Source organism: Embleya sp. NPDC050493, from assembly GCF_044458105.1.
GTDB lineage: Bacteria > Actinomycetota > Actinomycetes > Streptomycetales > Streptomycetaceae > Embleya.
In genome coordinates this window covers 59131-85964 of sequence record NZ_JBITHP010000015.1, presented here as the reverse complement: position 1 = coordinate 85964, position 26834 = coordinate 59131, and the positions used below count along the sequence as shown (strand labels likewise).

26 protein-coding genes are annotated in these 26834 nt (G+C 71.4%); 22 read left to right on the top strand and 4 right to left on the bottom strand.

Features of this window, described 5'->3' with window-relative positions; genetic code table 11:
• Nucleotides 1-45: 45 nt before the first annotated feature.
• The 11 genes from dacB to ACIBM5_RS26765 all read left to right on the top strand — a co-directional run bounded on the left by dacB (nt 46) and on the right by ACIBM5_RS26765 (nt 10599).
• A complete protein-coding gene (gene dacB, locus ACIBM5_RS26815; RefSeq protein WP_396009165.1) occupies nt 46-1449 on the top strand; it encodes a D-alanyl-D-alanine carboxypeptidase/D-alanyl-D-alanine-endopeptidase in 1404 nt (467 codons plus the stop codon).
• A 134-nt stretch (nt 1450-1583) separates the two neighbouring features.
• Nucleotides 1584-2732, top strand: coding sequence for a zinc-dependent metalloprotease (locus ACIBM5_RS26810; protein ID WP_396009164.1), 1149 nt, complete (start codon nt 1584-1586; stop codon nt 2730-2732).
• A gap of 228 nt (nt 2733-2960) precedes the next feature.
• Nucleotides 2961-3941: a tRNA lysidine(34) synthetase TilS gene (tilS, locus tag ACIBM5_RS26805; protein ID WP_391586410.1), complete on the top strand. Its 981-nt coding sequence runs from the start codon at nt 2961-2963 to the stop codon at nt 3939-3941.
• Between the two features lie 46 nt (nt 3942-3987).
• Complete coding sequence (gene hpt / locus ACIBM5_RS26800; protein ID WP_078979398.1) at nt 3988-4554, top strand: hypoxanthine phosphoribosyltransferase; 567 nt, start codon at nt 3988-3990, stop codon at nt 4552-4554.
• 307 nt (nt 4555-4861) lie between these two features.
• A complete protein-coding gene (gene ftsH, locus ACIBM5_RS26795) occupies nt 4862-6916 on the top strand; it encodes an ATP-dependent zinc metalloprotease FtsH (protein WP_391586411.1) in 2055 nt (684 codons plus the stop codon).
• 2 nt (nt 6917-6918) lie between these two features.
• The gene (gene folE / locus ACIBM5_RS26790) at nt 6919-7524 is read left to right on the top strand and encodes a GTP cyclohydrolase I FolE (RefSeq protein ID WP_020549572.1); all 606 of its coding nucleotides are present in this window, start codon (nt 6919-6921) and stop codon (nt 7522-7524) included.
• A gap of 108 nt (nt 7525-7632) precedes the next feature.
• Nucleotides 7633-8517: a dihydropteroate synthase gene (folP, locus tag ACIBM5_RS26785; protein WP_396009163.1), complete on the top strand. Its 885-nt coding sequence runs from the start codon at nt 7633-7635 to the stop codon at nt 8515-8517.
• A complete protein-coding gene (locus ACIBM5_RS26780; protein ID WP_391586413.1) occupies nt 8514-8978 on the top strand; it encodes a nuclear transport factor 2 family protein in 465 nt (154 codons plus the stop codon). Before folP ends, ACIBM5_RS26780 begins: the two co-directional genes overlap by 4 nt.
• Before the next feature lie 192 nt (nt 8979-9170).
• Complete coding sequence (gene folB / locus ACIBM5_RS26775; RefSeq protein ID WP_391586564.1) at nt 9171-9533, top strand: dihydroneopterin aldolase; 363 nt, start codon at nt 9171-9173, stop codon at nt 9531-9533.
• Nucleotides 9530-10117 carry a 2-amino-4-hydroxy-6-hydroxymethyldihydropteridine diphosphokinase gene (gene folK, locus ACIBM5_RS26770; RefSeq protein ID WP_396009162.1) on the top strand — a complete coding sequence of 196 codons (588 nt, stop codon included), beginning with the start codon at nt 9530-9532 and terminating at the stop codon, nt 10115-10117. The genes folB and folK overlap by 4 nt, the downstream gene beginning before the upstream one ends.
• Complete coding sequence (locus tag ACIBM5_RS26765; protein ID WP_396009161.1) at nt 10114-10599, top strand: DUF3180 domain-containing protein; 486 nt, start codon at nt 10114-10116, stop codon at nt 10597-10599. Before folK ends, ACIBM5_RS26765 begins: the two co-directional genes overlap by 4 nt.
• A 120-nt stretch (nt 10600-10719) precedes the next feature.
• Here ACIBM5_RS26765 and ACIBM5_RS26760 read toward each other — a convergent pair whose 3' ends face one another.
• The gene (locus tag ACIBM5_RS26760; RefSeq protein ID WP_396009160.1) at nt 10720-11868 is read right to left on the bottom strand and encodes an ABC transporter ATP-binding protein; all 1149 of its coding nucleotides are present in this window, start codon (nt 11866-11868) and stop codon (nt 10720-10722) included.
• 168 nt (nt 11869-12036) lie between these two features.
• On the opposite strand from ACIBM5_RS26760, the gene ACIBM5_RS26755 reads away from it, so the two are divergent.
• The 4 genes from ACIBM5_RS26755 to ACIBM5_RS26740 all read left to right on the top strand — a co-directional run bounded on the left by ACIBM5_RS26755 (nt 12037) and on the right by ACIBM5_RS26740 (nt 16380).
• Nucleotides 12037-12777: an ABC transporter permease gene (locus tag ACIBM5_RS26755; protein WP_396009273.1), complete on the top strand. Its 741-nt coding sequence runs from the start codon at nt 12037-12039 to the stop codon at nt 12775-12777.
• Nucleotides 12774-13448: an ABC transporter permease gene (locus tag ACIBM5_RS26750; RefSeq protein ID WP_396009159.1), complete on the top strand. Its 675-nt coding sequence runs from the start codon at nt 12774-12776 to the stop codon at nt 13446-13448. Before ACIBM5_RS26755 ends, ACIBM5_RS26750 begins: the two co-directional genes overlap by 4 nt.
• Before the next feature lie 50 nt (nt 13449-13498).
• The gene (locus ACIBM5_RS26745; RefSeq protein WP_391586566.1) at nt 13499-14395 is read left to right on the top strand and encodes an ABC transporter substrate-binding protein; all 897 of its coding nucleotides are present in this window, start codon (nt 13499-13501) and stop codon (nt 14393-14395) included.
• A 212-nt stretch (nt 14396-14607) separates the two neighbouring features.
• A complete protein-coding gene (locus ACIBM5_RS26740; protein ID WP_396009158.1) occupies nt 14608-16380 on the top strand; it encodes a hypothetical protein in 1773 nt (590 codons plus the stop codon).
• A 43-nt stretch (nt 16381-16423) separates the two neighbouring features.
• Here ACIBM5_RS26740 and ACIBM5_RS26735 read toward each other — a convergent pair whose 3' ends face one another.
• Complete coding sequence (locus tag ACIBM5_RS26735) at nt 16424-17575, bottom strand: NADH-quinone oxidoreductase subunit D (protein ID WP_391586419.1); 1152 nt, start codon at nt 17573-17575, stop codon at nt 16424-16426.
• A 70-nt stretch (nt 17576-17645) separates the two neighbouring features.
• Here ACIBM5_RS26735 and ACIBM5_RS26730 point away from each other — a divergent pair, with 70 nt between their 5' ends.
• From ACIBM5_RS26730 to ACIBM5_RS26720, 3 genes are read left to right on the top strand one after another with little or no spacing between them, the layout of a single operon-like run.
• A complete protein-coding gene (locus ACIBM5_RS26730; RefSeq protein ID WP_396009157.1) occupies nt 17646-18143 on the top strand; it encodes a PH domain-containing protein in 498 nt (165 codons plus the stop codon).
• Nucleotides 18140-19510, top strand: coding sequence for a PH domain-containing protein (locus ACIBM5_RS26725; protein WP_396009156.1), 1371 nt, complete (start codon nt 18140-18142; stop codon nt 19508-19510). Before ACIBM5_RS26730 ends, ACIBM5_RS26725 begins: the two co-directional genes overlap by 4 nt.
• Before the next feature lie 36 nt (nt 19511-19546).
• Entirely contained in the window at nt 19547-20800 is a 1254-nt protein-coding gene (locus ACIBM5_RS26720) for a CaiB/BaiF CoA transferase family protein (protein WP_396009155.1), read from the top strand.
• Nucleotides 20801-21025: 225 nt separating this feature from the next.
• Here ACIBM5_RS26720 and ACIBM5_RS26715 read toward each other — a convergent pair whose 3' ends face one another.
• Nucleotides 21026-22000 carry an SAM-dependent methyltransferase gene (locus ACIBM5_RS26715; protein ID WP_396009154.1) on the bottom strand — a complete coding sequence of 325 codons (975 nt, stop codon included), beginning with the start codon at nt 21998-22000 and terminating at the stop codon, nt 21026-21028.
• A gap of 106 nt (nt 22001-22106) precedes the next feature.
• On the opposite strand from ACIBM5_RS26715, the gene ACIBM5_RS26710 reads away from it, so the two are divergent.
• The 3 genes from ACIBM5_RS26710 (at nt 22107) to ACIBM5_RS26700 (ending at nt 25330) form a co-directional block, all read left to right on the top strand.
• Nucleotides 22107-23285 (top strand): sensor histidine kinase, encoded by a 1179-nt coding sequence (locus ACIBM5_RS26710; protein WP_391586424.1) that lies wholly within the window; start codon nt 22107-22109, stop codon nt 23283-23285.
• A 117-nt stretch (nt 23286-23402) separates the two neighbouring features.
• Complete coding sequence (locus ACIBM5_RS26705) at nt 23403-24635, top strand: sensor histidine kinase (protein WP_396009153.1); 1233 nt, start codon at nt 23403-23405, stop codon at nt 24633-24635.
• The gene (locus ACIBM5_RS26700) at nt 24632-25330 is read left to right on the top strand and encodes a response regulator (RefSeq protein WP_391586426.1); all 699 of its coding nucleotides are present in this window, start codon (nt 24632-24634) and stop codon (nt 25328-25330) included. The genes ACIBM5_RS26705 and ACIBM5_RS26700 overlap by 4 nt, the downstream gene beginning before the upstream one ends.
• 76 nt (nt 25331-25406) lie before the next feature.
• Here the strand turns inward: ACIBM5_RS26700 and ACIBM5_RS26695 are convergent, their stop codons facing one another.
• Nucleotides 25407-26216, bottom strand: a complete 810-nt coding sequence (locus ACIBM5_RS26695) for an SDR family NAD(P)-dependent oxidoreductase (protein ID WP_396009152.1) — start codon at nt 26214-26216, stop codon at nt 25407-25409.
• A 139-nt stretch (nt 26217-26355) separates the two neighbouring features.
• On the opposite strand from ACIBM5_RS26695, the gene ACIBM5_RS26690 reads away from it, so the two are divergent.
• Entirely contained in the window at nt 26356-26814 is a 459-nt protein-coding gene (locus ACIBM5_RS26690; RefSeq protein WP_396009151.1) for a 2,4'-dihydroxyacetophenone dioxygenase family protein, read from the top strand.
• The last annotated feature ends 20 nt before the right edge of the window (nt 26815-26834 follow it).

Genomic DNA, 26834 nt, shown 5'->3' with positions numbered 1-26834 from the left:
AGTGTCTCGCATGGCCGGTGGTCCGGCGGAAGGGGATGGTCTCGCGTGGCCGGCACAAGGAGCAAAGCGATCGCCGCGGCCCTGGCGGCGATCGTGCTGGCCGTTCTCACCACGCTCGTGCACGGGTCGTGGAAGGGCGAGCCCCTGGCCGCCCGAGCCGACGAGAAGACCAAGCGGGTCGCGAGCGCGCAGCCGGTGCTGGCACCGGTGTCCGGGGAAGCCGCGGGCGCGACCCCGACCGAGGCCGGCATCCGGGCCGCGCTGGACCCGCTGACCAAGGCCACCGCACTGGGCGCCCCGCCTGCGATCGCCGTCGTCGACGCGCTGACCGGCAAGGCGCTGTACGGCGCCAACCAGGACCGGGCGGCCACCCCCGCGTCCACCACGAAGATCACCACGGCGGTGGCCGCGCTCACCGCGCCGGGCCCCGATCATCGGATCGCCACCCGCGTGGTGCCGGGCGCGACGCCGGGCACCATCGTGCTGGTCGGCGGCGGGGACCCGACGCTGACCGCGCTCGACGGGCAGCAGTACGGCAGCGCCTACCGGCCCGCCCGGCTGTCCGACCTGGCCGCGGCGACCGCCAACGCACTCAAGGCGACCGGCACCACCCAGGTCAAGCTGCAGTACGACACCACCCTGTACACCGGCCCGGCCCTGCACGCGATCGGCGTCAACGAGAACATCGCCCCGGTGGTGTCGCTGATGGTCGACGAGGGCCGGGTGGACCCGACCGTGGTCGGCAAGGAGAGCAACCGGGTGCCGTCCCCGGGCATCGACGCCGCGAAGAAGTTCGCGGCGCTGCTCAAGACCGCGGGCATCACCGTCGACGGCACGCCCGCCCAGGGCACCGCGCCCACGGGCGGTGCGCCCGAACTCGCCTCGGTCCAGTCCCCGCCGATGTCCGCGATGGTCGAGCAGATGTTGACCTTCAGCGACAACGACCTGGCCGAGGCGCTGTTGCGGCAGGTCGCGATCGCCGGCGGCCAACCCGCGAGCTTCCAGGGCGGCACCGTCGCGGCGCGCAAGGTCCTGGAGGGCCTGGGCGTGAACTACGGGGCGTCCGCCCTCAAGGACGGCAGCGGTCTGGACAAGGAGGACCGGCTCACCCCGCAGACGCTCGTGCAGACCCTCGCGGTGGCCGCGTCCCAGCCGCACCCCGAACTGCGCTGGGCCCTGACCGGCCTGCCGATCGCCGGTTTCACCGGCACCCTGACCGAGCGGTACGGCCCGAACAGCGGCTCCGCCGACGCGGCCGGCGTGGTCCGCGCCAAGACCGGCTCGTTGACCGGGGTCAGCACGCTGTCCGGCCTGGTCCGCGATCGGGACGGCAGGCTGCTCGCGTTCGCGATCCTGGCCGACAAATTCACCGGTGACCCCGACCCGGCCCGCGCGGCGATCGACCGGATGGCTGCCGCGCTGGCCGACTGCGGCTGTACCACCGCCTGACCCGCGGGTCGCGGCGACCGGCCCGCTTCGCACCGGCGGCCGAGCCGGTCCGCGCGCCCACAAATCCCGATCCCGATGAAGTCGTGGCCCCCGGTTCCTCTTTCGATGCCGCGCCGAGCACGTACCGTGGCCGTATGACGAGCGGCAACGGTGCGGACATGATCGATTGGGACCTGGCCGTGGCGACGGCGAACCGGCTCGTGCGGCCGGGACCGGACGTCGGACGGGACGAGGCACGGGCGGTCGTGGCGGAGCTGCGCGCCCACGCCAAGACGTCCGAAGGACACGTACGAGCGTTTACGGGACTCGATTCGGGCGACAACGACACCCCGGTCCTGGTGGTGGACCGACCGGGCTGGGCCCGGGCCAACGTGCAGGGCTTCCGGCACGTGTTGCGACCGCTCCTGGACAAGGTCGAACAGCGCCGCGAGAGCGTGCCGGGCGGCGCCGCGCTGGGCACCGTGGGCGGCAAGGTGACCGGCCTGGAACTGGGCACCCTGCTCGCCTTCCTGTCCTCGCGCGTGCTCGGCCAGTACGAGACCTTCGCGCCGCAGAGCCCGGGCGCGAGCGGGCGCGGCCCCGGGCGGCTGCTCCTGGTCGCCCCGAACATCGTCCAGATCGAGCGCGAACTCGGCGTGGACCCGCACGACTTCCGGCTGTGGGTGTGCCTGCACGAGGAGACCCACCGGACCCAGTTCACCGCCGTGCCGTGGTTGCGCGACCACCTGGAGCAGGAGATCCACGGCTTCCTCGGGCAGACCGAGGTCGACCCGTCCGCGCTGCTCGGCCGGCTGCGCGAGGCGGTCTCCACGTTCGCGGGCGCGCGCCGTGCGGGCACCGACGGCGACGGTGAGGGCGGCTCGCTGGTCGAACTCGTCCAGACACCCGAGCAACGCGAGATCCTGGGCCGGATCACCGCGGTGATGTCGCTTCTGGAGGGGCACGCCGACTTCGTCATGGACGGCGTCGGGCCGCAGGTCATCCCGACCGTGAGGGAGATCCGGGAGAAGTTCGCCGAGCGGCGCGCCCAGGGCACCGGGCGGCTCGACCAGGCACTGCGCAAGCTGCTCGGCATGGACGCGAAGCTGCGCCAGTACCGCGACGGCGAGCGGTTCGTGCGCGAGGTGGTCGAGCGGGTCGGCATGGAGGGCTTCAACCGGGTGTGGACCTCGCCCAACACGTTGCCCACCAAGGCCGAGGTGGCCGAGCCGGGCATGTGGGTGGACCGGGTGCACGGCAAGGCCGGGACCGCGTCGACCGAGGACCCCGCCGACCCCGCGTGAGGCGGCGCACGACACCCGACGCGGCGCCTCGGCGCGCTTTCTCGCGCGGCGGGCGGGCCGACGCCGGCCCGCCCGCGTCCTCATCCGGGCGACATCCGGTGGTGTCTGCGGCCCGGGGCGCTTCGGGTGACGTAGCGTGGGCAAACCAATTCTCTTCGGCATTTCTCGCGGAGGCCGCGACCTCCGCGAACCGGCCGAACCGGACGTGCAAGGAGGTGTCGTCGAGTCGTGGGACCCCATCCCGCCGTGGCCGCCACCAGGCTGGCCGTCCGCAAGACCCTGCGCGAGCTGCAACCGGGTGACCTCGTCCTGGTGGCCTGCAGTGGTGGCGCGGACTCGTTGGCGCTCGCAGCGGCCACCGCGTTCGAGGCCCCCCGCGCGGGTCTGCGCGCCGGAGCCATCACCGTCGACCACGGACTCCAGGCGGGCTCCACCCGCCGCGCCGTGGATCTGGTCGCCCGGCTGCGCGACCTGGGGCTGGGCCCGGTCGACGCGCTCGGCGTCACCGTCGGCACCCGGGGCGGCCCCGAGGGCGCCGCGCGGCTGGCCCGATACACCGCGCTGGACACCGCGGCGAAGAAGCACGGCGCCGCGCTGGTGCTGCTCGGCCACACCCTGGAGGACCAGGCCGAGACGGTGCTGCTCGGGCTGGCCCGAGGCTCCGGAGCCCGCTCGCTCGCCGGCATGCCGCCGCTGACCGGCCACTACCAGCGCCCGTTCCTGGAGCTGGGCCGCGACATCACCCGGCAGGCGTGCGTCGCGCAGGACCTGCTGCCCTGGGAGGACCCGCACAACGCCGACCCCGCCTACACCCGGGCACGGGTGCGCCACGAGGTGCTCCCGGTGCTGGAGAAGGCGCTCGGCCCCGGGGTGTCCGAGGCGCTGGCCCGCACCGCGCGGCTGTTCCGCGACGATGCCGAGGCACTCGACCAGTGGGCCGACCGGGCCCAGGCCGACGTCACGCACGACGACGGCGAGCTCGAGGTCGCCGGGCTGGCCGAGTTGCCCGCCGCGGTCCGCCGCCGGGTGTTGCGCCGTACGGCGGTCGGCGCGGGCAGCCCCTCCGGCGCGTTGTTCGCCCGGCACGTGGAGGCGGTGGAGAAGCTGGTCATCTCCTGGCACGGCCAGGGGCCCATCCACCTGCCCGGGGGCGTCGAGATACGCAGGCGGTGTGGCAGGCTTCTCTTTCACCGGCCGGCTCAATCCTGACCGGTGACCGCGGGGCTCAGTCGAAAACTTCGTAGTAAGGCATGTGGTGGACGAGAAGGACATGGGCGCCGACCTCGAAAGGGTCCTCGTCACGCAGGAGGAGATCGAGGCGAAGCTCGTAGAGCTCGCCGAACGGATCGACGAGGACTACCGGGGTCAGGACCTGCTGCTCGTCGGCGTGCTCAAGGGCGCCGTCATGGTCATGGCCGACCTCGCCCGGGCCGTGCACTCGCCGGTCAAGATGGACTGGATGGCGGTGTCCTCCTACGGCTCCGGCACCAAGTCCTCGGGCGTCGTGCGCATCCTCAAGGACCTCGACGCGGACATCGCCGGTCGGCACGTCCTGGTCGTCGAGGACATCATCGACTCGGGCCTGACCCTGTCGTGGATGCTCGCCAACCTCACCTCGCGAGGCCCCGCCTCGTTGGAGGTGTGCGCGTTCTTCCGCAAGCCGGAGGCCGCCAAGGTCGACATCCCGGTCAAGTACGTGGGCTTCGACATCCCCAACGAGTTCGTGGTGGGCTACGGCCTCGACTACGCCGAGCGCTACCGCAACCTGCCGTTCGTGGGCACACTGGCCGAGCATGTGTACGGCGGTTCGAAGCCGACCTGACCCGCTCGGGCGCATGGAATACGGCTTCGGGTTTGCGCGATCGACATCCTGTAACAGCATCCGGGAACAAGGGGAACGTTTTCCCTCGTTGGAGGGTGCGTCGGGGGTCGATGCACGAAGGCGCGCAAGGTGAGTGAACGCGCGGCGCGTTGACGTGCGGACACCCGGTGTACCGTCTAACGCAGCGACATCCGATCAGCACGGGCGACCGTGCCGGGCGATACCGGACAGGCAACGTACCCGGGGGCCATAAGGCGTCCGGGTCAAAAGTCGGCAGGAGGGACGGGGCGTCTGCTGCCCCGCATCGATGGACGTCAAGCGCTATTTCCGCGGGCCGGTCATGTGGATCGCGCTGGCCGTCATTGCTGTGATCCTCCTGATGCAGCTCGTCTCCTCTTCGAGCGGCTTCAAGGGTGTCGACACCGGCAAGGCGATCCAGGCGATCCAAAACGACCAGGTCAAGTCAGCCAAGCTCATCGGCGGTAACGACCAGTCACTCGAGCTCACCCTGATCCCCGGGGTGAAGGTCGACAAGCATTCCAAGATCAAGACCTCGTACATCGACGAGCAGGGCGTGGAGATCCAGCGCCTGCTCCAGTCCAAGTACGAGCAGGGCAAGATCCAGGACTCCTACACGGTCAAGCTCAGCAAGCAGAGCACGATCGTCAGCATCCTGTTCTCCCTGCTGCCGTTCGTGCTCATCGTCGTGGTCTTCCTGTTCCTGATGAATCAGATGCAGGGCGGCGGCTCCCGGGTCATGAACTTCGGGAAGTCCAAGGCCAAGCTGATCTCCAAGGACACGCCGAAGACGACCTTCGCCGACGTGGCCGGTGCGGACGAGGCGGTCGAGGAACTCCACGAGATCAAGGAGTTCCTCCAGGAGCCCGCCAAGTTCCAGGCGGTCGGCGCGAAGATCCCCAAGGGCGTGCTGCTGTACGGCCCGCCCGGAACCGGCAAGACCCTGCTCGCCCGCGCGGTCGCGGGTGAGGCCGGCGTGCCGTTCTACTCGATCTCCGGTTCCGACTTCGTCGAGATGTTCGTCGGTGTCGGTGCCTCCCGGGTGCGCGACCTGTTCGAGCAGGCCAAGGCCAACGCGCCGGCGATCGTCTTCGTCGACGAGATCGACGCGGTCGGCCGACACCGCGGCGCGGGCATGGGCGGCGGGCACGACGAACGCGAGCAGACGCTCAACCAGCTCCTGGTCGAGATGGACGGCTTCGACGTCAAGGGCGGCGTGATCCTGATCGCCGCGACCAACCGGCCCGACATCCTCGACCCGGCGCTGCTGCGTCCGGGCCGCTTCGACCGGCAGATCGCGGTCGACCGTCCCGACATGCAGGGCCGCTGGGACATCCTCAAGGTGCATGCCAAGGGCAAGCCGGTCACCGACGACATCGACCTCAAGGCGGTCGCCCGGCGTACTCCCGGGTTCACCGGTGCCGACCTCGCGAACGTGCTCAACGAGGCCGCCCTGTTGACCGCCCGTGCGGACGCCAAGCTGATCGACGCGTTGGCGATGGACGAGGCGATCGACCGTGTCGTGGCCGGGCCGCAGAAGCGCACCCGGATCATGAGCGACAAGGAAAAGAAGATCACCGCGTACCACGAGGGCGGCCACGCCCTGGTGGCCCACGCGCTGCCGAACACCGACCCGGTGCACAAGATCACGATCCTGTCCCGCGGTCGCGCGCTCGGCTACACGATGGTCCTGCCCGAAGAGGACAAGTACTCCACCACGCGCAACGAGATGCTCGACCAGCTCGCCTACATGATGGGCGGGCGCGCGGCGGAGGAACTGGTCTTCCACGACCCGACCACGGGTGCCTCGAACGACATCGAGAAGGCCACCGGTCTGGCCCGCTCGATGGTCACGCAGTACGGCATGACCGAGCGGCTGGGTGCGATCAAGTTCGGCAACGACGGTGCCGAGCCCTTCCTGGGTCGTGAAATGGGTCACCAGCGCGACTACTCCGAAGAGGTCGCGGCTATCGTCGATGAAGAGGTCAAGAGGTTCATCGAGACCGCCCACAACGAAGCGTGGGAGATTCTCGTCGAGAACCGCGACGTGCTGGACAACCTGGTGCTGGAGCTGCTGGAGAAGGAGACCCTGGACAAGGCCCAGGTCGCCGAGATCTTCGCTCCGGTCACCAAGCGGCCGGCTCGTCCCGCGTGGACGGGTTCCAGCCGGCGTCAGCCGTCCAGCCGTCCCCCCGTGATGACGCCCCGCGAGCTCACGCTCTCCGGTGGCGGCAGTGACAACGGGATTCTCAACGGCGGCTCGACCTCTGCGACGGGCACCACGACGGGGTCCGGTGGGGCGGTAGCGCACCCCGAACCGCCGTCCGATTCTCCGGAGAACTGAACGTGACGATCGACCCGGTCACCTTCGACGGTCGTGCCGTGGGTGAGTTCGACCAGGATCGCGCCGAGCGCGCGGTCCGGGAGCTGCTGCTCGCGGTCGGGGAGAACCCCGACCGCGAGGGTCTCAAGGACACCCCGGCCCGAGTGGCCAGGTCGTATCAGGAGATCTTCGCCGGACTGCGGCAGGATCCCGAGGACGTGCTCACCACGACCTTCGATCTCGGCCACGACGAGATGGTCCTGGTCAAGGACATCGAGGTCTACAGCACGTGCGAGCACCACCTCGTGACCTTCCACGGGGTGGCGCACGTGGGGTACATCCCGTCGGAGGACGGTCAGATCACCGGCCTGTCCAAGCTCGCGCGCCTGGTGGACGTGTACGCCAAGCGTCCGCAGGTGCAGGAGCGGCTGACCACCCAGATCGCCGACGCGCTGGTGAACATCCTGCGCCCGCGCGGGGTGATCGTGGTCGTCGAGTGCGAGCACCTGTGCATGACCATGCGCGGCATACGGAAGCCGGGTGCCCGCACCCTCACCTCCGCCGTGCGCGGCCAGTTGCTGAACGCGGCCACGCGGGCCGAGGCGATGAGCCTGATCCTGAGCCGGTAGCGGCTCGACGGCGCACGGTCGCGGGCCGGCACGGCGCCGATAACAAGTCGCGACGCAGTACTCGGGGGTTGACCGGGCAGTACCCGGTCAACCCCTACTCTGTTCCCCATGACAGCGACGACCGGCCCGCGACATCGGGCTCCCGACCGCCCACCACGGGTGCGCGGCCTGCCCGAGTTCGGCCGGTGCGCGGTCATGGGTGTGGTCAATGTGACCCCCGATTCGTTCTCCGACGGCGGCCTGTGGTTCGACTCGAAGGCCGCGATCACGCGCGGGCTCGCGCTGCTCGACCAGGGAGCCGACCTGATCGACGTGGGCGGCGAGTCGACCCGGCCGGGGGCCGGTCGGGTGGACGTGGACGAGGAATTGCGCCGGGTCGTCCCGGTGGTCCGCGAGCTGGCCTCGGCCGGTGCGGTGGTCAGCGTGGACACCACCCGGGTCGAGGTGGCGAGCGCCGCGGTCGAGGCCGGCGCCCGCCTGGTCAACGACGTCAGCGGCGGGCTCGCGGACCCGGCGATGGCCGCGTACGTGGCCGACAGCGGGGTGCCCGTGGTGGTCATGCACTGGCGTGGGCACTCGCGCGGGATGCAGGAGCGCGCGGTGTATACCGACGTGGTCGCCGAGGTGCGCACCGAGTTGGCCGAGCGCATGGAGAAGGTGATCGCGGCGGGCGTGCATCCCGAGGCGATCGTGCTCGACCCCGGTCTGGGCTTCGCCAAGACGGCCGCGCACAACTGGCCGCTGCTCGCCCACCTGGACGCGCTGCACGAGCTCGGTCGTCCGCTGCTCGTGGCCGCGTCCCGCAAGACCTTCCTGGGGCGGCTGCTCGCCGCCGAGGACGGCACACTGCGCCCGCCCCGCGGACGCGACGATGCGACGGCCGCGGTCTCCGCGCTGGCCGCCGCCGCGGGCGCGTGGGCCGTCCGTGTGCACGAGGTGCCCGCTTCGCTCGACGCGGTCAAGGTGGCGGCTGCCTGGCAGGAGGCCCGATGAACCCGATTGACGACCAGACGTCGCCCGAGGCGGACGCGGTACGCGAGGTCAACCTCGCACTGTGGACGGCGGTCGAGGAGGGCGACATCGACGCCCTCGGCGCGATCTGGGCCGACGGCCCCGACGCGCCGAGCGTGACGTGCGTGCATCCGGGTTGGCCCGCGCTGCACGGACGCGCGGAGATTCTGCGCTCGTACGCGCTGATCATGGCCAATACCGCGTACGTGCAGTTCTTCCTGACCGACGTCGAGGTCAAGCTGGCCGGCGAGGTCGCGGTGTTGTCCTGCACGGCGAACATGCTGACCGGGATGGCCGAGGAGGACGGCGGCGACGAGGCCGGGTTCGCGGGCGGCCGGGCGGTGGTCACCAACGTCTTCCGGCGCACCCCCTCGGGCTGGCGGCTGTGGTTGCACCACGCGTCGCCGGTGATGGCGGAGGTCGACGCCGAAGAGGAGATCTGACCGATCCCGACCGCTTCGATGCGTCGTTCGGGTGCCTTCGAGGCACCCGGCCGAGCGAACCTGTCGGGATCGCTGGGTACATTCATACCGCACAGAGGTGGTCCGGCCGTCGGCGCGACCGCCCCTGGACGGGTCGACAACCGACCGGTCGGGGTGCGCAGTGATGGGATAGCGCCGAGGAGGCGACTGATGCTGGACCGCGTCTCGTTGCGGGGACTGAAGGCCCGCGGCAACCATGGAGTGTTCGCGAAGGAACGCGAAGAGGGCCAGACCTTCGTCGTGGACGTCGTGCTGGGCGTGGACACCCGTCCGGCCGCGCAGTCCGACGATCTCACCCTCACGGTGCACTACGGCGAGGTCGCCGAGGACGTGGTCGGCGTGGTCCAGGGCGACCCGGTCGATCTGATCGAGACGCTCGCGCAGCGGATCGCCGACGTGTGCCTGGCCCGCCCGCTCGTGCAGGAGGTGGAAGTGATCGTGCACAAGCCCGACGCCCCGATCACCGTTCCGTTCGACGACGTGACGGTAACCATCGTGCGGGGGCGGGACCGATGACCGACACCGTCCGCGAACCCACCCGCGAACCGGCCCCGGAGCAGCCCGCCGAGACCACCGGCCGGCGTGCGCTGCCGACCTGGAGCCGGGTCGTGCTCGCGCTCGGCAGCAACCTGGGCAACCGCCTGGAGACCCTCCAGGGCGCCGTCGACGAGATCGCCGACACCCCGGGCGTGAGCCTGCTGCGGGTGTCGCCGGTCTACGAGACCGACCCGGTGGGCGGCCCCGACCAGGGCACCTACTTCAACGCGGTGATCGAGGTGCGCACGCTGCTCACGCCGGACCTGATCCTGGAGCGCGCCAACTCGATCGAGGAGGCGTTCCAGCGGGTCCGGGTCGAGCGCTGGGGGCCGCGCACGCTGGACGTGGACGTGATCCGGTTCGAGGGCGTGGAGCAGGACGACCCGCACCTGACCCTGCCGCACCCGCGCGCGCACGAGCGTTCCTTCGTGCTCGCGCCGTGGCACGACATCGACCCCGAGGCGGAGGTACCGGGCCACGGCCGGGTCGCCGACCTGCTCGCGCAGGTGGGCCTCGGCGGGGTGCATCGCCGTGACGACCTGGAGTTGACCGCAGACCGATGAAGCCCACGCGCCCGCTCTTCCTGCTCGCCCTCGCGCTGGGTGCGGGCGGCATCGCGTATGCCGGGATCGACCTGTGGGACTCGCGCGGCACGCCACCCGTGGTCCCGATCCTGGCTCCGATCGTGCTCCTGTGCCTGGCCGCGATCGCGCTGGCGACCGCGTTGTCGCTGCGCTCGCGGCTGAAGGCGCAGCGCGAGCGGCGGCCGAACGCGCGCCCGGTGGATCCGCTGGTCGCCGCCCGGGCGGTGGTCTTCGCCAAGGCCGGTTCGCTGGTCGGCGCGCTCGTGGTGGGCCTGTACGGCGGCTACGCGCTCTACCTGACCGGCTTCCTGGAGGTCACCGAGCGCTCGGCCCAGGCCCAGCGCTGCGCCTTCGCCGTCGGCGCGGGCGTGCTGCTGGTCGGCGGGTGCCTGTTCCTGGAGCGGATACTGCGCATCCCCGAGGACCCCGAGGACAAGAAGGCCGGCCGGTCGGACGCCTGAGGACCGCTCGGCCCGAGGCCGGGTCGATCTCCCCGAGAACGTCGGGAACGACGAAGTCCGGGGCGGCCGAGCCGGCCCGGCCGGCCGCCCCGGACAGTACCTCGGCCGAGGGCCGGCCCGTCACCCCTCGATGGTGTCCAGCACGACCTCGGCCAACGGGATGTCCCGCTCCTCCGCACCGATGGACCGCCGCAGGGCCTCGTGCAGCCGCGCGGGCGTGAGCACGCCCACGAACCGGTCGCCGTCCACCACGGCGATCCACCCGGCGTCGTGCTGGAGCATCTCGCCGAACGCCTGCTTGAGCGTGGCGCGCACCGGCACCCACGCCTCCATCCGGCGGGCCCGGTCGCGCACCGTGCCGCCGGCCGGGCGGTCGTCCACCCACCCGTGCAGGTTGCCCGCGTCGTCGAGCACGACGGCCCAGCGCGAATCGGCCGCGCGCAGCTTCGCGAGCGCCTCGGACATCGGGTCGTCCAGGTGCACGACCGGCGGCAGTTCGAGGTCCTCGGGGGTGATCTCGGTCACCGACAGGCGCTTGAGGCCGCGGTCCGCGCCGACGAAGTCGGCGACGTAGTCGGTGGCGGGTGCGCCGAGCACGCTGGAGGGTGTGTCGAACTGCTCGATGTGGCCGCCCATCGAGAAGACCGCCATCCGGTCGCCGAGCCGGACGGCCTCCTCGATGTCGTGCGTGACGAACAGGATCGTCTTCTTCAACTCGTCCTGGAGCCGCAGGAATTCGGTCTGCAGGCGTTCGCGCACCACCGGGTCCACCGCGCCGAACGGCTCGTCCATCAGCAGCACGGGCGGGTCCGCCGCGAGGGCGCGGGCCACACCGACCCGCTGGCGCTGACCGCCGGAGAGCTGGTGCGGGTAGCGATCGCCGAGTTTGCTCGGGTCCAGGCCGACCAGCTCCAGCAGTTCGACGCCGCGGGCCCGGGCCTTTTTGCGGTCCCAACCCAGCAGGCTGGGCACGGTGACGGTGTTCTCCAGCACGGTGCGGTGCGGGAACAGGCCGCCGGACTGGATCACGTAGCCCATCCGTCGGCGCAGCTTGACCGGGTCGGCCCGGGTTATGTCCTCGTCGTCCAGGAAGATCTTCCCGGACGTGGGCTCGATCAGCCGGTTGACCATCTTCATCGTGGTGGTCTTGCCGCAGCCGGACGGGCCGACCAGGGTGACCAGTTCGCCCGTGGCGACCTCCAGCGACAGTTCCGCGACCGCCTCGGTGCCGTCGGGGTACCGCTTCGTGACGCGGTCGAGCCGGATCATGGGGACCCTCCGGGGGTATGGCAGGCGGCCGTGGCAGGTGTCCGGAGACCCGGTGATTCCCGACCCCCAGGGGTGGCAACGTACCCGGGTGGCCCCGTTCACACACCGGGTGTGTCCGCCGTCACGGGAATGCCCGTCCGACCGCTGGGGTACTGTCCGCCCGTGATTGTGGCCTCCGGTGACTGCCTGAAGCGCAACTCGTGGGTCTGCGGGAAGTACTTCGACGAGTACTCCGGGGAGATCACCACCGCGTTGCGCGAACACATCTATCTGACCGTCGTGTCGGTGACGATCGGTCTGCTCGTCGCGTTCCCGATGGCCCTGGCTGCCCGGCGTTGGCGATTGACCGGGAGCGTGCTGCTCGGTTCGACCACGATCCTTTACACGATTCCCTCGCTGGCGATGTTCGCGATTCTGCAGCCGTTCACGGGCTTGACCGAGACGACGGTCATCATCGGTCTGGTGCTGTACTCGCTGACCATCCTGGTGCGGAACATGCTGGCCGGTCTGCAATCGGTGCCGCCGGATGTGGTGGAGGCGGCGAAGGGGATGGGCTACGGGCCCGGACGGTTGTTGTTCCAGGTCGAACTCCCGCTCGCGCTGCCCGCGATCATGGCCGGCGTCCGGGTCGCCACGGTGTCCACCGTCGCGCTCACCACGGTCGGTGCGATCGTCGGCTCGGGCGGGTTGGGCAACCTGATCTACAAGGGCATCGACACGCTGTTCAAGGCGCAGGTGCTGACCGCGTCGGTGTTGTGCGTCGCGCTGGCGATCGTGGCCGACCTGCTGTTGCTCGGCGTACAGCGGCTGTTGACCCCGTGGGAGCGGGCCGGTGGGCGCAAGCGGCGGTTGCCGGCGGTGCCCGCGCCGACGGCGGAGGTCGACCTGAAGGCGGAGGCCGCGGCGTGAACGTACTCGGCGATGCCTGGGACTGGTTGGCCGACGGCGCGAACTGGAGCGGCGAGAGCGGGGTGTGGAATCGGCTCGTCGAGCACATCGTGCTCACCGTGGTGTGCGTGCTGATCGCGGTCGCCGTCGCGCTGCCGGTCGCACTGTGGTTGGGGCACCTGGGCAAGGGCGGCGCGCTGGCGATCAACATCTCCAACATCGGGCGGGCGATCCCGACGTTCGCGGTGCTGGTGCTGCTCGGGCTGAGTCCGATCGGCATGGGCGACACCGCGACGATCATCGCGCTCGTGCTGTTCGCCATCCCACCGGTGCTCACCAACGCGTACGTCGGCATGCGCGGGGTGGACCGGGACGTGGTCGAGGCGTCGCGCGGCATGGGTATGACGGGCGGGCAGATGTTGTTCCGCGTCGAGTTGCCCCTGGCACTTCCGTTGATCATGACGGGAATTCGAACGTGTGCCGTTCAGGTTGTTGCCACGGCAACACTCGCGGCGCTCGTCGCGGGGGGCGGTCTCGGGCGCATCGTCACGGCCGGTTTCGACCTGCAGGACAACGGTCAAGTGGTGGCGGGGGCAATCCTCGTGGCCGCGTTGGCTCTGGTGGTGGAAGGCCTGTTCGCGCTCGTGCAGCGGTTCACGGCCCGGACACCGCGTGGCGGTGTGACCTCGTGAGAACGGAAAGGGCGGTGCATCGCGTGCTTATACGGCGCGGCAAGACGGGCATGACGGTCGGTGTGGCGGCAGGGCTCTCCCTGGTGTTTCTGGTCGGCGCGACAGGGTGTTCGTCCTCGGACGACGACAAGACGGTGGTCGGCTCGGCCGGTTTCACCGAGTCGGAGATCCTGGCGCAGATGTACAAACAGTTGCTCGACAAGGGCGGGGTGAAGGCGAGCATCAAGACGGTCAAGAACCGTGAGCTCTACGAACCCGAGCTGGAGAAGGGCAAGATCGCGGTCGTGCCGGAGTACGCGGCGACGATGGCGGAGTTCCTGAACCGGAAGAAGAACGGTCCGGACGCCGCACCGGTCGCCTCGCCGGACGTGGCGGCCACGGTCGCTGCGCTGAACACGCTCGCGGGCCCGGCCGGGCTCAAGTCCGGTACCCCGTCGCAGGCGGTGGACCAGAACGCGTTCGCGGTGACCAAGGACTTCGCCGCGAAGAACAACCTGAAGACCCTTTCCGATCTGGGCAAGGCCGGCATCGAGGTGAAGATCGCGGCGGGCGAGGAGTGCAAGACGCGCCCGTTCTGCGCGCCGGGCCTGGAGAAGACGTACGGCATCAAGGTCGGCGGCGTGGACCCGCTCGGCGTCGGTACCACCGCCGCCAAGCAGGCGGTCAAGGACGGCAAGGACCAACTGGTCCTGACCACCTCCACGGACGCCACGCTCGACCAGTTCGGCCTGGTCGTCCTCACCGACGACAAGAAGTTGCAGAACGCCGACAACGTTCTCCCGGTGGTCAATTCCGGCAAGGCCGACAAGATCCTGCCGCTGGTCGACAAGCTTGCCCCGATCCTCACCACCGAGGATCTGACCGCGCTCAACAAGCAGGTCGACGAGGACCGCAAGAAGCCGGCCGACGTCGCCAAGGCCTACCTGAAGTCCAAGAACCTGATCTGATCGCCGAATTGGCGATGGTGAATTCTCAGGGGCCGGGGTAACACTCCACGCCGGCCGGGCAGTTCGAATAGCCCGGCTGGCGTTCGAGGTCGAATCGGCCCGGCCGCGTTCGAGGCCACCCCAACCGAGTTCCTTCCACGGAATGCAAAAAACCCGCGCCCACGGCAACCCCCGCACCGAGGGGAAGGCCGTATCGCGCTAACGTCTGGTGCATGCCACGTGGACGCCATCGCTCGGTCTCGACCGCCACACGCATATCCCTGCTTGCCGCCATATGCGCGCCGGCGCTCGTCGCCGTCGTCCTGGCGGTCGTTGCGGGAGGTGCGACCACACTTCGACTCGCCGTGCTGCTCGGTGTGTCGTCCGCCGCCGGCGCGATCGCGTGGGTGGTTCGCGGGAGCACCGCACACCACCGACGGATGGCCGAGGAGAGCATCGCCCGGCGTCGGGAACGCGAGCGCATGGCGGACGAGTTGCGCGCCGCGATCGAGCGGGCCGACGAGCAAGAACTCGCCGCGGTGCAGGCCGGCGAACTGGCCGCCGCCCACCTGGTGTCGCGTCCGCAGCGGCTGACCCCGGACCTGTTCGCGCGCGGTGCGGCGGTGTTGGACCTGCTGGACCGGCGGGGCGGCGAGGTACGTCCCACGGCTCCCTCCATCGTTCCGGCCGTGCGCCGGCCGCCCGTGTCCGCGCCGGACCTGGTCCCGGCCTACGCGGCCTCGGTCTTCGGCCCGCCGACGCGCTCCGCTGCGCACCCCGCTTCGCGGGGGCGGGCCGAGGCCGCCACCGCAGTCGCGCAGCCCACCGTCGCAGCGCGCACCGCGGCGCCCTCCCCCGCACGGCCGGAATCCGAAGCCGCGCGCTCCGCCGCGCGGGCCGGGTCCGAGGCCGGCGACAGGGCCGGGTCGACCGCCGTGACACCGGGCACTTCGGTTGCCGCCGCCGATCGTTCCGCCGCGCGGGCCGGGGCCGGGGTTGGTGCCGGGACGGGGTCGACCGCCGCGACGCCGGGCACCTCGGTTGCCGCCGCCGCTCGTTCCGCCGCGCGGGCCGGGTCCGAGGCCGGCGACGAGGTCGGGTCGACCGCCGGGGTGCGTCCCGCCGCGCCGATCGCGCCGCCTGCCGAGCTCAGCCGGAGCGTCGCCCGTGCGGCCGGCGGAGCGACCGCGGAGGGGGCCCCCGAGGTTCCCTCGCCGGAAGTCACCCCGGCCGACTCCACCGCCGTGCCCCCGCTCGCGCAACCACCCGTGCCCGACATCGCCGCGCCCGGCGCCGCCGTGCCCGCGCCGACCGTCGCCGCGCCCGGCGCCGCTGTGCCCGCGCCGGCCGTCGCCGCGCCCGGCGCTTCGGCCCCCGCCGCCGCGCCCACGCAGGCGCCCACACCCGCCTTCGCTTCGCCGGCGCCCGCCGCCACGCCCGAGCCCGAGGGCGAGCCCGCGTCCTCGGCCCTCGCGCCGGTCGGCGCGACCGCGCCCACACCCGCCGAGCCGACCGCGCTCGGCCCCGTCTCCGATACCGCCGAGGTCACCCGGATGGTGCGGGACAAGGTGCTGGAGGTGACTCGCCGAGTGGCCGGCTCCGGGGCCTCCGGGCGGTTCGACTTCTTCGCGCCGCGGGCCGCCCTGGCCGATCCCGAGGCGACCGGCTTCCTGACCGACGAGCTGTTCGGCACGGACGCGCACTACGACGCGCTCGTCGCCGGGCGCCCGCACGGGGACGAGATCGAGCCGGCCGAGGCGATGTCCGCCCCGGACGCGGCCGTGGACGACATCGAGGCCGATCGGCTCGCCGACCCGGTGCCCACCGAGCAGGCGCCGGCCGCTCAGCCGGCTCCGGTGCACCGCGGGCAGGGCGTACGGTTCGCGCCCAGCGAATCCGACCGGGCGCGTCCGGGCGTACCGCGGCCCAAGCCGCTGCCGGTGGACCTCACCGCACACGACGACACCGAGGAGATCCCCCGGATCGACATCCGCAAGCACGCCTGACCCGGCCGGCACCCCGCCCGACCGCCGACCGGCGTCCGAGGTGTCACTTGTCGATGTCGCCCACGACGAAGAAGAGCGACCCCAGGATCGCCACCATGTCCGCGATCAGGCAGCCCGGCAGCAGCTCGGTCAGCACCTGCACGTTGTTGTAGGACGCCGAGCGCAGCTTGAGACGCCACGGGGTCTTCTCGCCCCGGGAGACCAGGTAGTAGCCGTTCAGGCCGAGCGGGTTCTCGGTCCACGCGTAGGTGTGGCCCTCGGGCGCCTTGAGCACCTTCGGCAGCCGCAGGTTCACCGGACCCTGCGGGAGATCGTCGAGCCGGTCGCAGCACGCGTCGGCGAGGTCCAGGCTCACGTGTACCTGCTCCAGCAGGCACTCGAACCGGGCCAGGCAGTCGCCCTCCTCGCGGGTGACCACGCGCAGCACGTCGGCCAGCTCGCCGTAGGCCAGATACGGCTCGTCCCGGCGCAGGTCGAAGTCGACCCCCGAGGCCCGCGCGATCGGACCGCTGACCCCGTACGCGGCCACCAGGGCCGGTGTCAGCACCCCCACGCCCCGGGTGCGGGCGCGGAAGATCTCGTTGCCCGAGACCAGGCCGTCCAGCCCGGCCAGCCGCGTGCGCACGGTCGCGACCGCGTGCCGCACCCGCCCGGTCCAGCCCGCCGGCAGATCCTCCTTGAGCCCGCCGACCCGGTTGAACATGAAGTGCATCCGGCCGCCGGAGATCTCCTCCATCACCGCCTGGATCTCCTCGCGCTCGCGGAAGGCGTGGAAGATCGGGGTGATCGCACCCAGCTCCAACGGATACGAGCCGAGGAACATCAGATGGTTGAGCACTCGGTTCAGCTCGGCGAGCAGGGTTCGCGCCCACACCGCGCGCTGCGGTACCTCCATGCCCAGCATGCGCTCCACCGCGAGCACCACGCCCAGCTCGTTCGCGAACGCGCTCAACCAGTCGTGCCGGTTCGCGAGCATCACGATCTGCCGGTAGTCGCGCACCTCGAAGAGCTTCTCCGCGCCGCGATGCATATAGCCGACGATCGGCTCGGCGGAGAGGATCCGCTCGCCGTCGAGCACGAGTCGCAACCTCAGCACGCCGTGCGTGGAGGGGTGCTGGGGCCCGATGTTGAGCACCATGTCGGTCGTGTCGAGCTGGTCGGCGCCGATACCCACGCCCACGGTCCTGGCGGTCATGGACCCTGAGTCTGCCAGTAGTCGTGTGCTCCTTCGCACCCTTGTATGCCCACCTGGGAAGGTTGCCCCTATGAAACCGGCCGATGACGCCCTGGCTCCGCCCGACCTCGACTGGCTGGCCGTCTCGGAGCAGCTGTACCGGATGCGCCGCGCCCTGCTGCTCGCCGGCTGTGTGCTGTTCGCCGTGCTCGCCGGCGGTCCGCTCGGTTGGTTCGTGGCCTGGTGGGCGGGCGCCGTGGTGGTGCTCGCCTGCGTCGGGGCGGGCGCCTGGGGCCTGCCGGCGATCCGGCGCAACCAGCGCTCGTGGCGCTACGCGGAGCGGGCCGACGACCTGCTGATCGCGCACGGCGTGCTGTTTCGCCGGCTGGTGGTGGTGCCGTACGGGCGGATGCAGTTCGTGGACGTCGAGGCGGGCCCGCTGGAGCGCCGATTCGGCATCGCCACGGTGACCCTGCACACCGCGTCGGCCTCCTCGGACGCGGTCGGGCGCGGCCGGCCGCCGGCGGCGGCCGCGCGGCTGCGCGATCGGCTCGCGGCGCTGGGCGAGGCCCGATCGGCGGGGCTGTGAGCACCGGGGTCGAGCGGCCGGTCGGCGGTGTCGGCGAGCCGCGCCGACTGCACCCGCTGACGCCGCCCGCCCGTGGCTGGGTGGTGATCGCCGCCTGCCTGGGTGTGGTCGTGCACAACGTCAACTCCGGGTGGGCGACCCCGAGTCGGCTGATGATCGGGCTCGCCGTGGTGGTGCCGCTCGCGTTCGGCTACGGCTACGTCTCGTGGTGGTTCACCACGTTCCGGATCGAGGGCGACGACCTGCGGCTGGATTCGGGGGTGCTGTTCCGCCGGACCCGGCACGTGCGGTTGTCCCGGCTCCAGGCGGTGGACATCGTCCGCCCGCTGGCCGCCCGGCTGTTCGGACTCGCCGAGTTGCAGCTCCAGGTCGCCGGCGGGGACAAGGCCGAGGCGAGCCTGTCGTACCTGGCCGAGGCGGACGCGCAGAAGTTGCGCGCCGAGCTGCTCGCGCGTGCGGCGGGGGTGCGTCCGGACGTGGGGGAGGCGCCCGAGCAGGCGCTGGTGTCGGTGCCGCTGTCGGCGGTGGTCGGCTCGGTGCTGCTCTCGGTCGGCACCTGGGCCGCGCTCGCGCCCAGCGTGGCGGTGGTGGTCCTGGCCTTCGCACTGCAGGCGCCCGCCTTCGTGTTCGGGTCGGTGCCGCTGTTCCTGGCCGCGTGGCAGTTCACCGCCGGGCGGGTGATCCGGAATTTCGACTTCACCGTGGCCCGCTCGCCGGACGGTCTGCGGTTGCGGCACGGCCTGCTCGAACAGCGGCATCAGACGGTGCCGCCCGGCCGGGTCCAGGCGGTGCGGATCGTGCAGCCGTGGTTGTGGCGGCTGCGCGGCTGGGTCCGGGTCGAGATCAACGTGGCCGGCTACGGCGGCAAGGACACGGACGACAAGGAGACGATCCTGCTGCCGGTCGCGCCGCGCGCGGTCGCCCACGGGCTGCTCGGGCAGATCCTGCCGGGCGTCGACATCGACGCGGTCGAGCTGATCCCGGCGCCGCGTCGGGCCCGGTGGCACGATCCCGTCGGCTGGTCGGCATACGCCTACGGCGCCGACACCGAGGTGTTCGTGGCCCGCAGCGGCCGGTTCCACCGGATCCTGGACGTGATCCCGCACGCGAAGGTGCAGAGCGTGCGGCGGACCCAGGGGCCGTGGGAGCGCCGGCTCGGCCTGGCCACCGTGCACCTGGACTCCACGCCGGGTCCGGTACACGTCAAGGCGGCCCGACGGGACGCGGCCGAGGCGCACACGATGGTCGCCGAACAGGCCGAACGCTCGCGTACCGGCCGTCGCGAGGCGGGTGCGGAGCGCTGGATCGCACCCGCATCTGACAGTTCGTCAGGTTCCGCCTCTTCCCTCGGCGAGGGCGCCGGTTAATATCTGACGCATCGTCATATTCGCAGGGAGGCAGCGATGAGTCAGGTCGAGTCGAAGGGTGGGGCCCCGCTCGCAGGGGTGCGCATCATCGAGTGTTCGATGCTGGGGCCGGCCGCGATCACCTCGTCGTTGGTGGACCTGGGCGCCGAGGTGATCAAGATCGAGCCGCCGCAGGGCGACTACATCCGGGACATGACGTGGCCGATCGTGGAGGGCTCGTCACTGATGCACCTGCACGTCAACCGCGGCAAGAAGTCACTGGTCCTGGACCTGCGCAAGCCGGAGGCGATCGAGACCTTCAAGGCGCTGGTCAAGGACGCCGACGCGGTGATCGAGGCGATGCGGCCGGGCGGACTGGCCCGACGCGGGATCGGCTACGAGGACCTGAAGAAGATCAACCCCCGGATCGTGTTCTGCACGATCTCGGGCTACGGCGCCACCGGCCCCTACCGGGACATGCCCAGCCACGGCGTCGCCTACGACACCTGGGCCGGCGTGGTGAAGCCGGCGATCGACGAGGACGGCTTCCCGTACCTGCCCGAGCACGCCTCGATCGGTATCCACGCCGGCCCGATGTTCGGCGCGCTCGGTGTGCTCGCGGGCATCATCCGTGCCCGGGCCACGGGCGAGGGCAGCGTGATCGACATCGCCCAGTCGGACGCGGCCGCGTCGATGGACTGGCTGCGCAGCGAGACCTGGAAGGCGTACGAGCGCCCGGAGTCCGAGGTGACCGGCAACAAGTCGGACAACTACGAGCGGCGTGCGCCCGGGACCGGTGGCATGGAGAAGGGTGTCCGCTACCAGATCTACGCGACCAAGGACGATCGGCACGTGCTGTTCATGGCGTCCGAGCAGTCGTTGTGGAAGAACTTCTGCGAGGCGGTGGACCGCGCCGACCTGTTCGAGCGCTGGCCCGGCTCCAAGTACGCGGACCACGCGGTCGGCAACGTCGAACTGCGCGGCATTCTGCGGGACATCTTCGCGACCCGGACCGCGCGCGAGTGGATCGAGTTCGGCAACGAGGCGAACACGCCGATCGCGCCGGTGAACACGCCGCAGACGATCGCCGAGGACCCGCAGTTCCAGCACCGGTTCCCGTGGATCGGGCAGGACCGGCTCGGTGCGGAGCAGTTGCCGTCGCCGATCAAGTTCGTCGGCGAGTCCCTGCCCGTCCCGGAGCGCGCACCCACGGTCGGGCAGCACAGTGCGGCCGTGCTCGCGGACCTGTTGGGGTACGACGAGGCCCGGATCGCCGAGCTTCGGGCGGCCGGCGTCCTCGGCGAGAGCTGACGGCGACCCGAGCCCGGCCGGGTCTGCCGGGGTGGTGGCCCCGAGCGCCGGCCGGGCCGGGTCGGCTTCGGCGGGTTGGCGGCCTCGTGCGTCGGCCCGGCGGGGTGCGAGCGCCGGCCGGGCCGAACGGCGGTCTCGAACGCCGGCGGGGCCGGGTGGCTCGGGTCGGCTGGTGCTTCGTGCTCCGGCCGGTTCGAGTGCCGGCCCCGTCGACGGTCGCCCGGTTCAGGGGTGGAGTCGGTCGGGGACCGACATCCGCACGCCCTGGGCCAGCCAGTGGAAGTCGCCCAGGCCGCCGTGCGCGGTGAGTTCGCCGGCCTCGCCCGCGTCGCGCAGGCCGGCCAGGTAGGCGGTCGGGTCGGTGCGGGCCAGTTCGTAGGGTGGGCGGTGGGCGGTCAGGCCCAGCGCGCGCAACGCGTGTCGTTGGGTGGTCAGGACCGTGTCCCGCGCCCCCGCCGCCTCGCCCGCCGCCGCCACCGCGTCCATCGCGACATGGCAGGTCACGTCGCAGGTGCCGTCCGGAACCGGCGGCACCTGCCGGCCCTGCCGATACCCGGTGAGCGAGCCGTACGACGGACGCCCGCCGGACAGGTGCCCGTAGTCGATCGCCACCGCGACCCCGCGCTCCAGACGCTCGATCGCGTGCGCCCACGCGGCGTCCCGGGGCTCGCCGATCTCGGCCCGCGTGCCCGGCTCCGCGCCGACCAGCGGCCACCAGCGATCCAGCCAGCGCGCGTCCCGATCGCGGGTGGCCGCACCCAGCCGCTCCTCCCCGGTGCGCACGTCCACCTCGACCACCCGGGGCACGCCGTGTTCGTCCACCTCCGCGACGTCGGCGGGGACGTTGTCCAGCCACTCGTTGGCGATCAGCAGCGCGGTTCGGCCCGGCGGCGTCTCCGGCTCCCAGCCGATCGACGGCGGCAACGCCTCCGGCCGGCCGGCGATGTCCACGCCGATCAGCTCCAGGTGCGGGGTGACCCGGCGCAGCGCGACCAGCAACTCGCCGCGCCCGGCGCCCACGTCCACGATCGTGTCGAGACCGGCGGTGCGCGCGAGCTCGGCCAGCGCGCGGGCGAACAGCGGGGAGGCGTGTACCGAGGTGCGGAAATGCCCGGCGGGGCCCTCGGCCCGGCGGTAGAAGCCCTCGGCTCCGTACAACGCCCGACGGGTGGCTTCCTTCCAGGTCAGCCGTCGTTCCATCGCTCCCGACGGTACCGGCCCGAGATCGCCGCCGTGCGAGCGAGGTCGGTCCGTGCCGGTCCGTCCGGCCTGCGGACGGCCGGATGTGCCCGTCTACCCTGCCTGTGTGCACCACCTGTACGCCTGGCTCCGCGGACGCCCCCTGCTCGTGGACGGAGCGTGGGCGCTGCTGCTGCTCATGTTCGGCCTGTTCGAGGTGATCATTGACCAGCCCGGCCCGCCCGACGTCCCGCATCTGATCGCGCTCGGCACGATGTCGCTCGTGCTGTTGATCCGGCGGCGCCTGCCCACCCACGCGCTGGTGGTCACCCTCGCGATCGGGATCTTCCAGCTCTTCGACGACATACCGCCCGGTCTGGAAGCGCTCGCCATGCCCGCGATCGCCTACAGCGCCGCCGCGTACAGCCCGCGCTGGGCCTCGCGCTCGGCGCTCGTCGGCGGAGTGCTCGCGCCGATCGCGGCGATGCTGCGCTGGTGGGACAACCCGGATGTGCCGACCACCGGCATCGTCTTCTTCACGCTGCTGCTGATGGGCCCGTTCGTGATCGCGTGGGTGCTGGGCGATTCGATGCGCACCCGGCGGGCGTACTACGTCGAACTGGAGGACCGGGCCGACCGGCTGGAGCGCGAGCGGGACCAGCAGGCGCAGATCGCCGCGGCGAGCGAGCGGGCCCGGATCGCCCGCGAGCTGCACGACGTGGTCGCGCACAACGTGTCGGTGATGGTGGTGCAGGCCGACGGCGCGGCATACGCGCTGGACGGCGCGCCCGAGCTGACCCGTGAGGCGCTCGGCACGATCTCCGCCACCGGACGCGAGGCGCTCGCCGAGATGCGCCGACTGCTGGGCGTGCTGCGCGCTCAGAACGAGGGCGACGCCTACGTTCCGCAACCGGGCGTCGAGCAGCTGGAAGACCTCCTGGAGCGGGTGCGCAGCGCGGGCCTGGCGGTCGACCTGACCGTCGAGGGGGTGCCGGTCGAACTGTCCCAGGGCGTCGCGTTGACCGTGTACCGGATCGTTCAGGAGGCGCTGACCAACACCCGCAAGCACGGTGGGCCGAACGTCAAGGCGCTGGTGCGGCTGCGCTACCTGGGCGAGGACGTCGAACTGCACGTCGGCGACGACGGTCGAGGCGCCGCGGCTCCCGGCGACGGGATGGGGCACGGCCTGGTCGGCATGGGCGAGCGGGTCGCCCTGTTCGGCGGCCGGCTGGAGACCGGGCCCCGGTCGGGCGGCGGCTGGCAGGTCCTGGCCCGGCTGCCGGTACGCCCGGGGGAGGGCGTCTGAGCGTCCCGACGGCACCAGGGGTGTGCGCGCCGCATGGTCGGGTGCGACTTGTGGCGGAGGAACGATTCGATACGTCGGTTGACGCGCATACGGCCCGGCGCCACGTAGCGTCGAAGTGTGCAACGAATCTATGCGTGGCTGCGAGCACACCCCCTGTGGGTCGACTCGGTATGCACGATTCCGGTCTTCGGCCTTGCGCTGCTCCAGGTCCTGGAGGACCCCGCCGCATCCGTTCCGCGCTGGTGGTGGCTCGTGATCGTGGTGCTGCTCAGTCTGGGCATGGCGCTGCACCGGGTGCGGCCACTGACCGCCACCGCCCTGGTCGTGGTCGGCGGGTTGATGCAGCTGGTCTGGGACGACACGCTCACCTCGGCCAACTACGCGATGCTCGTCGCGCTGTACACGGCCGCCAAGTCCGGCCCGCGATGGCTCTCGCGCACCGGGCTCGTGATGATCCTGCTCGGACCGGCGATCCTGCTCGGGCGCTTCCCGGAATCGGACGACGCCTCGTTCCGCGACAACGTCATCGGTTTCGGCTTCCTCGTGGTGCTGCTCGCGATCGCGTGGGTGCTGGGCGATTCGATGCGCACCCGACGGGCGTTCTACGCCGAGTTGGAGGAGCGGGCCACCCGGCTGGAGTTCGAGCGGGACCAGCAGGCGCAGATCGCCGCGGCGGCCGAGCGGGCCCGGATCGCCCGCGAGCTGCACGACGTGGTCGCGCACAACGTGTCGGTGATGGTGGTGCAGGCGGACGGCGCCGCGTACGCGATCGAGTCGTCGCCGGACCGGGCCCGCGAGGCGCTGGGCACGATCGCGGCGACCGGGCGCGAGGCGCTCGCCGAGATGCGCCGACTGCTCGGGGTGTTGCGCTCGCAGAGCGAGACCGACGCGTATGTGCCGCAGCCGGGTGTCGAACAGCTCGGCGAACTGGTCGAGCAGGTGCGTACCACCGGCCTCAACGTCGAGCTCCGGGTCGAGGGGGTGCCGGTCGAACTGCCGCAGAGCGTCGCGCTGACCGCCTACCGCATCGTCCAGGAGGCGCTGACCAACACGCGCAAACACGCCGGCCCCGATGCCACCGCGACGGTCGGTGTCGGCTACGGGGAAGATGGGCTCGAAATGGAGATCAGCGACGACGGCCGAGGTGCGGCGGCTCCCGGCGACGGGATGGGCCACGGCCTGGTCGGCATGCGTGAGCGGGTCGCGATGCTGGGCGGTCGGTTGCGGACCGGGCCGAGCATCGGGGGCGGGTGGTCGGTCAGCGCGATGTTGCCCTACGCCGGCCGTCCCGACGACTCCTCCATCTCCTCCGCCACGCCCATCAGGACGACTCTTCAAGGAGCTCAGTGAGCATCAAGGTGATGCTGGTCGACGACCAGGAATTGCTGCGGACCGGCTTCACCATGGTGTTGCAGGCCCAGCCGGACATGAGCGTGGTCGCCGAGGCCGGCGACGGGGTCGAGGCGCTGGACAAGCTTCGGCACGTGGACGTGGACGTGGTCCTGATGGACGTGCGGATGCCGCGCATGGACGGGGTCGAGGCGTGTCGGCGGATCTGCGCCGAGGGCGGTGAGAACGCGCTGGTGTTGCCCGAGGGCCGGCTGCGGCCCAAGGTGCTCATGCTGACCACCTTCGACCTGGACGAGTACGCGTTCGCCGCGCTCAAGGCCGGAGCCAGCGGCTTCCTGCTCAAGGACGTCCCGCCGCCGGAGCTGCTGTCCGGGATTCGGGCGGTGGCCTCCGGCGACGCGGTGGTCGCGCCGAGCACGACCAAGCGCCTGCTCGACCGGTTCGCGCCGATCCTGCCCAGCGACCACGAGCCGCGGCCGGACGTGGTGGACGCGCTGACCGAACGCGAGCTGGAGGTGATGATGCTGGTCGCCCAGGGCCTGTCCAACGCGGAGATCGCCCAGCGGCTGTTCCTGTCCGAGGCCACCATCAAGACCCACGTCGGTCGCATCCTGATGAAGCTGGGACTGCGCGACCGGGTCCAGGTCGTGGTGCTCGCGTACGAGACGGGCCTGGTCAAGGCCCGGGGACGGTAGGTCCCGCCGATCGCACCGGTACCCGCACCCGCACGCGGATCGTGCGACCCGCGTGCGGGTGCGGGCACGCGGTGGCTCAGTCGGTGTAGAAGCCGCCGTCCGGGTGCAACATCTCGCCGGTGAAGTAGGACGACTGGTCGCTCGCCAGGAACAGCGCCGCGTTGGCCACCTCGCGGGCGCTGCCCATCCGGCCCAGCGGCACGCTGCCGAGCAGGCGCTGCTCGAGTTCGGGCATGCCGCGCAGGACCGCGGTCATGTTGGTCTCGATGAAGCCCGGACCGATCGCGTTGACCCGGATCCCGGCCGGGCCGAGCACGAGCGCGGCCTGCTTGGTCAGCATCCACACGCCCGCCTTGGACACGGAGTAGGCCGCCGACCCCGCCTCGGGGTGCTTCGCGGCGATCGAGGCGATGGTGATGATCGAGCCGCGTCGACCCTGGGCCACCATCCAGCGCGCGGCGGCCTGGACCGCGAGCAGCGTCCCGGTCAGGTTCACGTCGAGCACGCGCTGCCACTCGGCGAGCGGGCTGTCCACGAACCGCGTGATCGGGTCCCGCTCGACCGCCGCCGTGTTGCTCGGTCGGCCACTGACGTAGTCGGCCGTGCTGATGCCCGCCGCGGTGACCAGGACGTCGATCGCCCCGAACGTGTCGATCGCGTGCTGCATCACCGTTCCGATGTCGGTCGGGCTGCTCGCGTCGGTGTGCATGTAGGTGGCCCGCCGGCCGCGCTTCTCGACCGCCTCGACGGTGCCGATCGCGGCCTCGTCCAGGAGGTCGGCGATCACGATGTCGGCGCCCTCCTCGGCGAAGCGCTCGCAACACGCACGACCGATCCCGTTGGCGCCGCCGGTGACCACGGCCACCTTCCCGTCGAGCTGCCCCATCTCCCGCCCCCCGTCTCCATCCCCGTCGCATGTGCGATCGATGGTGTTGCCCATCCCACGCGGCCCTCGAAACTCACCGATCCTTGAGGCATGCTGTTACACCGTTACAGAAGCAGTGCTCGCCTTCGGGAGGAACCGCATGACCACCACCGAAACCGGACGTCCCGCCGTGCACATCGGCGCCGAGGACCTGCCGTTCGTCGAGATCGGCGGCGGCAACAAGCTCAAGGTGCTGTGCGTCAAGGAAGAGGAGGGCCTGTGGATCGTGGAGAACGTCTTCCAGCCCGGCTTCGCCGTCGAAACGCACCGGCACACCGGTCCGGTCTACGGATACACCGTGTCCGGTGCCTGGAAGTACACCGAGTACGACTACGTCAACCGGGCCGGCTCGTTCCTGTACGAGCCCGCCGGCTCCGTGCACACGCTCACCTGCGTCGAGCCCGACACCCGGGTGTGGTTCCAGATGTACGGCGCCAACCTCAACCTGGACGCCGAGGGCAACATCACCTCGGTGACCGACGGCGCGGGCACGCTGCGCGCCTACTACGCCCTGTGCGAGGCGCAGGGTTTCGGCCGGCCGAACGTGGTCGTGGGCTGACGACGGTCCGATCCGAGATT

What these genes read in the sequence shown, in the direction of transcription:
- ACIBM5_RS26690 (WP_396009151.1), top strand. Translation starts at nt 26,356, where the DNA reads ATGACCACCACCGAAACCGGACGTCCCGCCGTGCACATCGGCGCCGAG.
- ACIBM5_RS26735 (WP_391586419.1), bottom strand. Translation starts at nt 17,575, where the DNA reads ATGACCGCCAGGACCGTGGGCGTGGGTATCGGCGCCGACCAGCTCGAC.
- folP (WP_396009163.1), top strand. Translation starts at nt 7,633, where the DNA reads ATGACAGCGACGACCGGCCCGCGACATCGGGCTCCCGACCGCCCACCA.
- ACIBM5_RS26695 (WP_396009152.1), bottom strand. Translation starts at nt 26,216, where the DNA reads ATGGGGCAGCTCGACGGGAAGGTGGCCGTGGTCACCGGCGGCGCCAAC.
- ACIBM5_RS26730 (WP_396009157.1), top strand. Translation starts at nt 17,646, where the DNA reads ATGAAACCGGCCGATGACGCCCTGGCTCCGCCCGACCTCGACTGGCTG.
- ACIBM5_RS26715 (WP_396009154.1), bottom strand. Translation starts at nt 22,000, where the DNA reads ATGGAACGACGGCTGACCTGGAAGGAAGCCACCCGTCGGGCGTTGTAC.
- folK (WP_396009162.1), top strand. Translation starts at nt 9,530, where the DNA reads ATGACCGACACCGTCCGCGAACCCACCCGCGAACCGGCCCCGGAGCAG.
- ACIBM5_RS26760 (WP_396009160.1), bottom strand. Translation starts at nt 11,868, where the DNA reads ATGATCCGGCTCGACCGCGTCACGAAGCGGTACCCCGACGGCACCGAG.
- ACIBM5_RS26720 (WP_396009155.1), top strand. Translation starts at nt 19,547, where the DNA reads ATGAGTCAGGTCGAGTCGAAGGGTGGGGCCCCGCTCGCAGGGGTGCGC.
- ACIBM5_RS26745 (WP_391586566.1), top strand. Translation starts at nt 13,499, where the DNA reads ATGACGGTCGGTGTGGCGGCAGGGCTCTCCCTGGTGTTTCTGGTCGGC.
- ACIBM5_RS26765 (WP_396009161.1), top strand. Translation starts at nt 10,114, where the DNA reads ATGAAGCCCACGCGCCCGCTCTTCCTGCTCGCCCTCGCGCTGGGTGCG.
- ftsH (WP_391586411.1), top strand. Translation starts at nt 4,862, where the DNA reads ATGGACGTCAAGCGCTATTTCCGCGGGCCGGTCATGTGGATCGCGCTG.
- ACIBM5_RS26810 (WP_396009164.1), top strand. Translation starts at nt 1,584, where the DNA reads ATGACGAGCGGCAACGGTGCGGACATGATCGATTGGGACCTGGCCGTG.
- ACIBM5_RS26740 (WP_396009158.1), top strand. Translation starts at nt 14,608, where the DNA reads ATGCCACGTGGACGCCATCGCTCGGTCTCGACCGCCACACGCATATCC.
- ACIBM5_RS26780 (WP_391586413.1), top strand. Translation starts at nt 8,514, where the DNA reads ATGAACCCGATTGACGACCAGACGTCGCCCGAGGCGGACGCGGTACGC.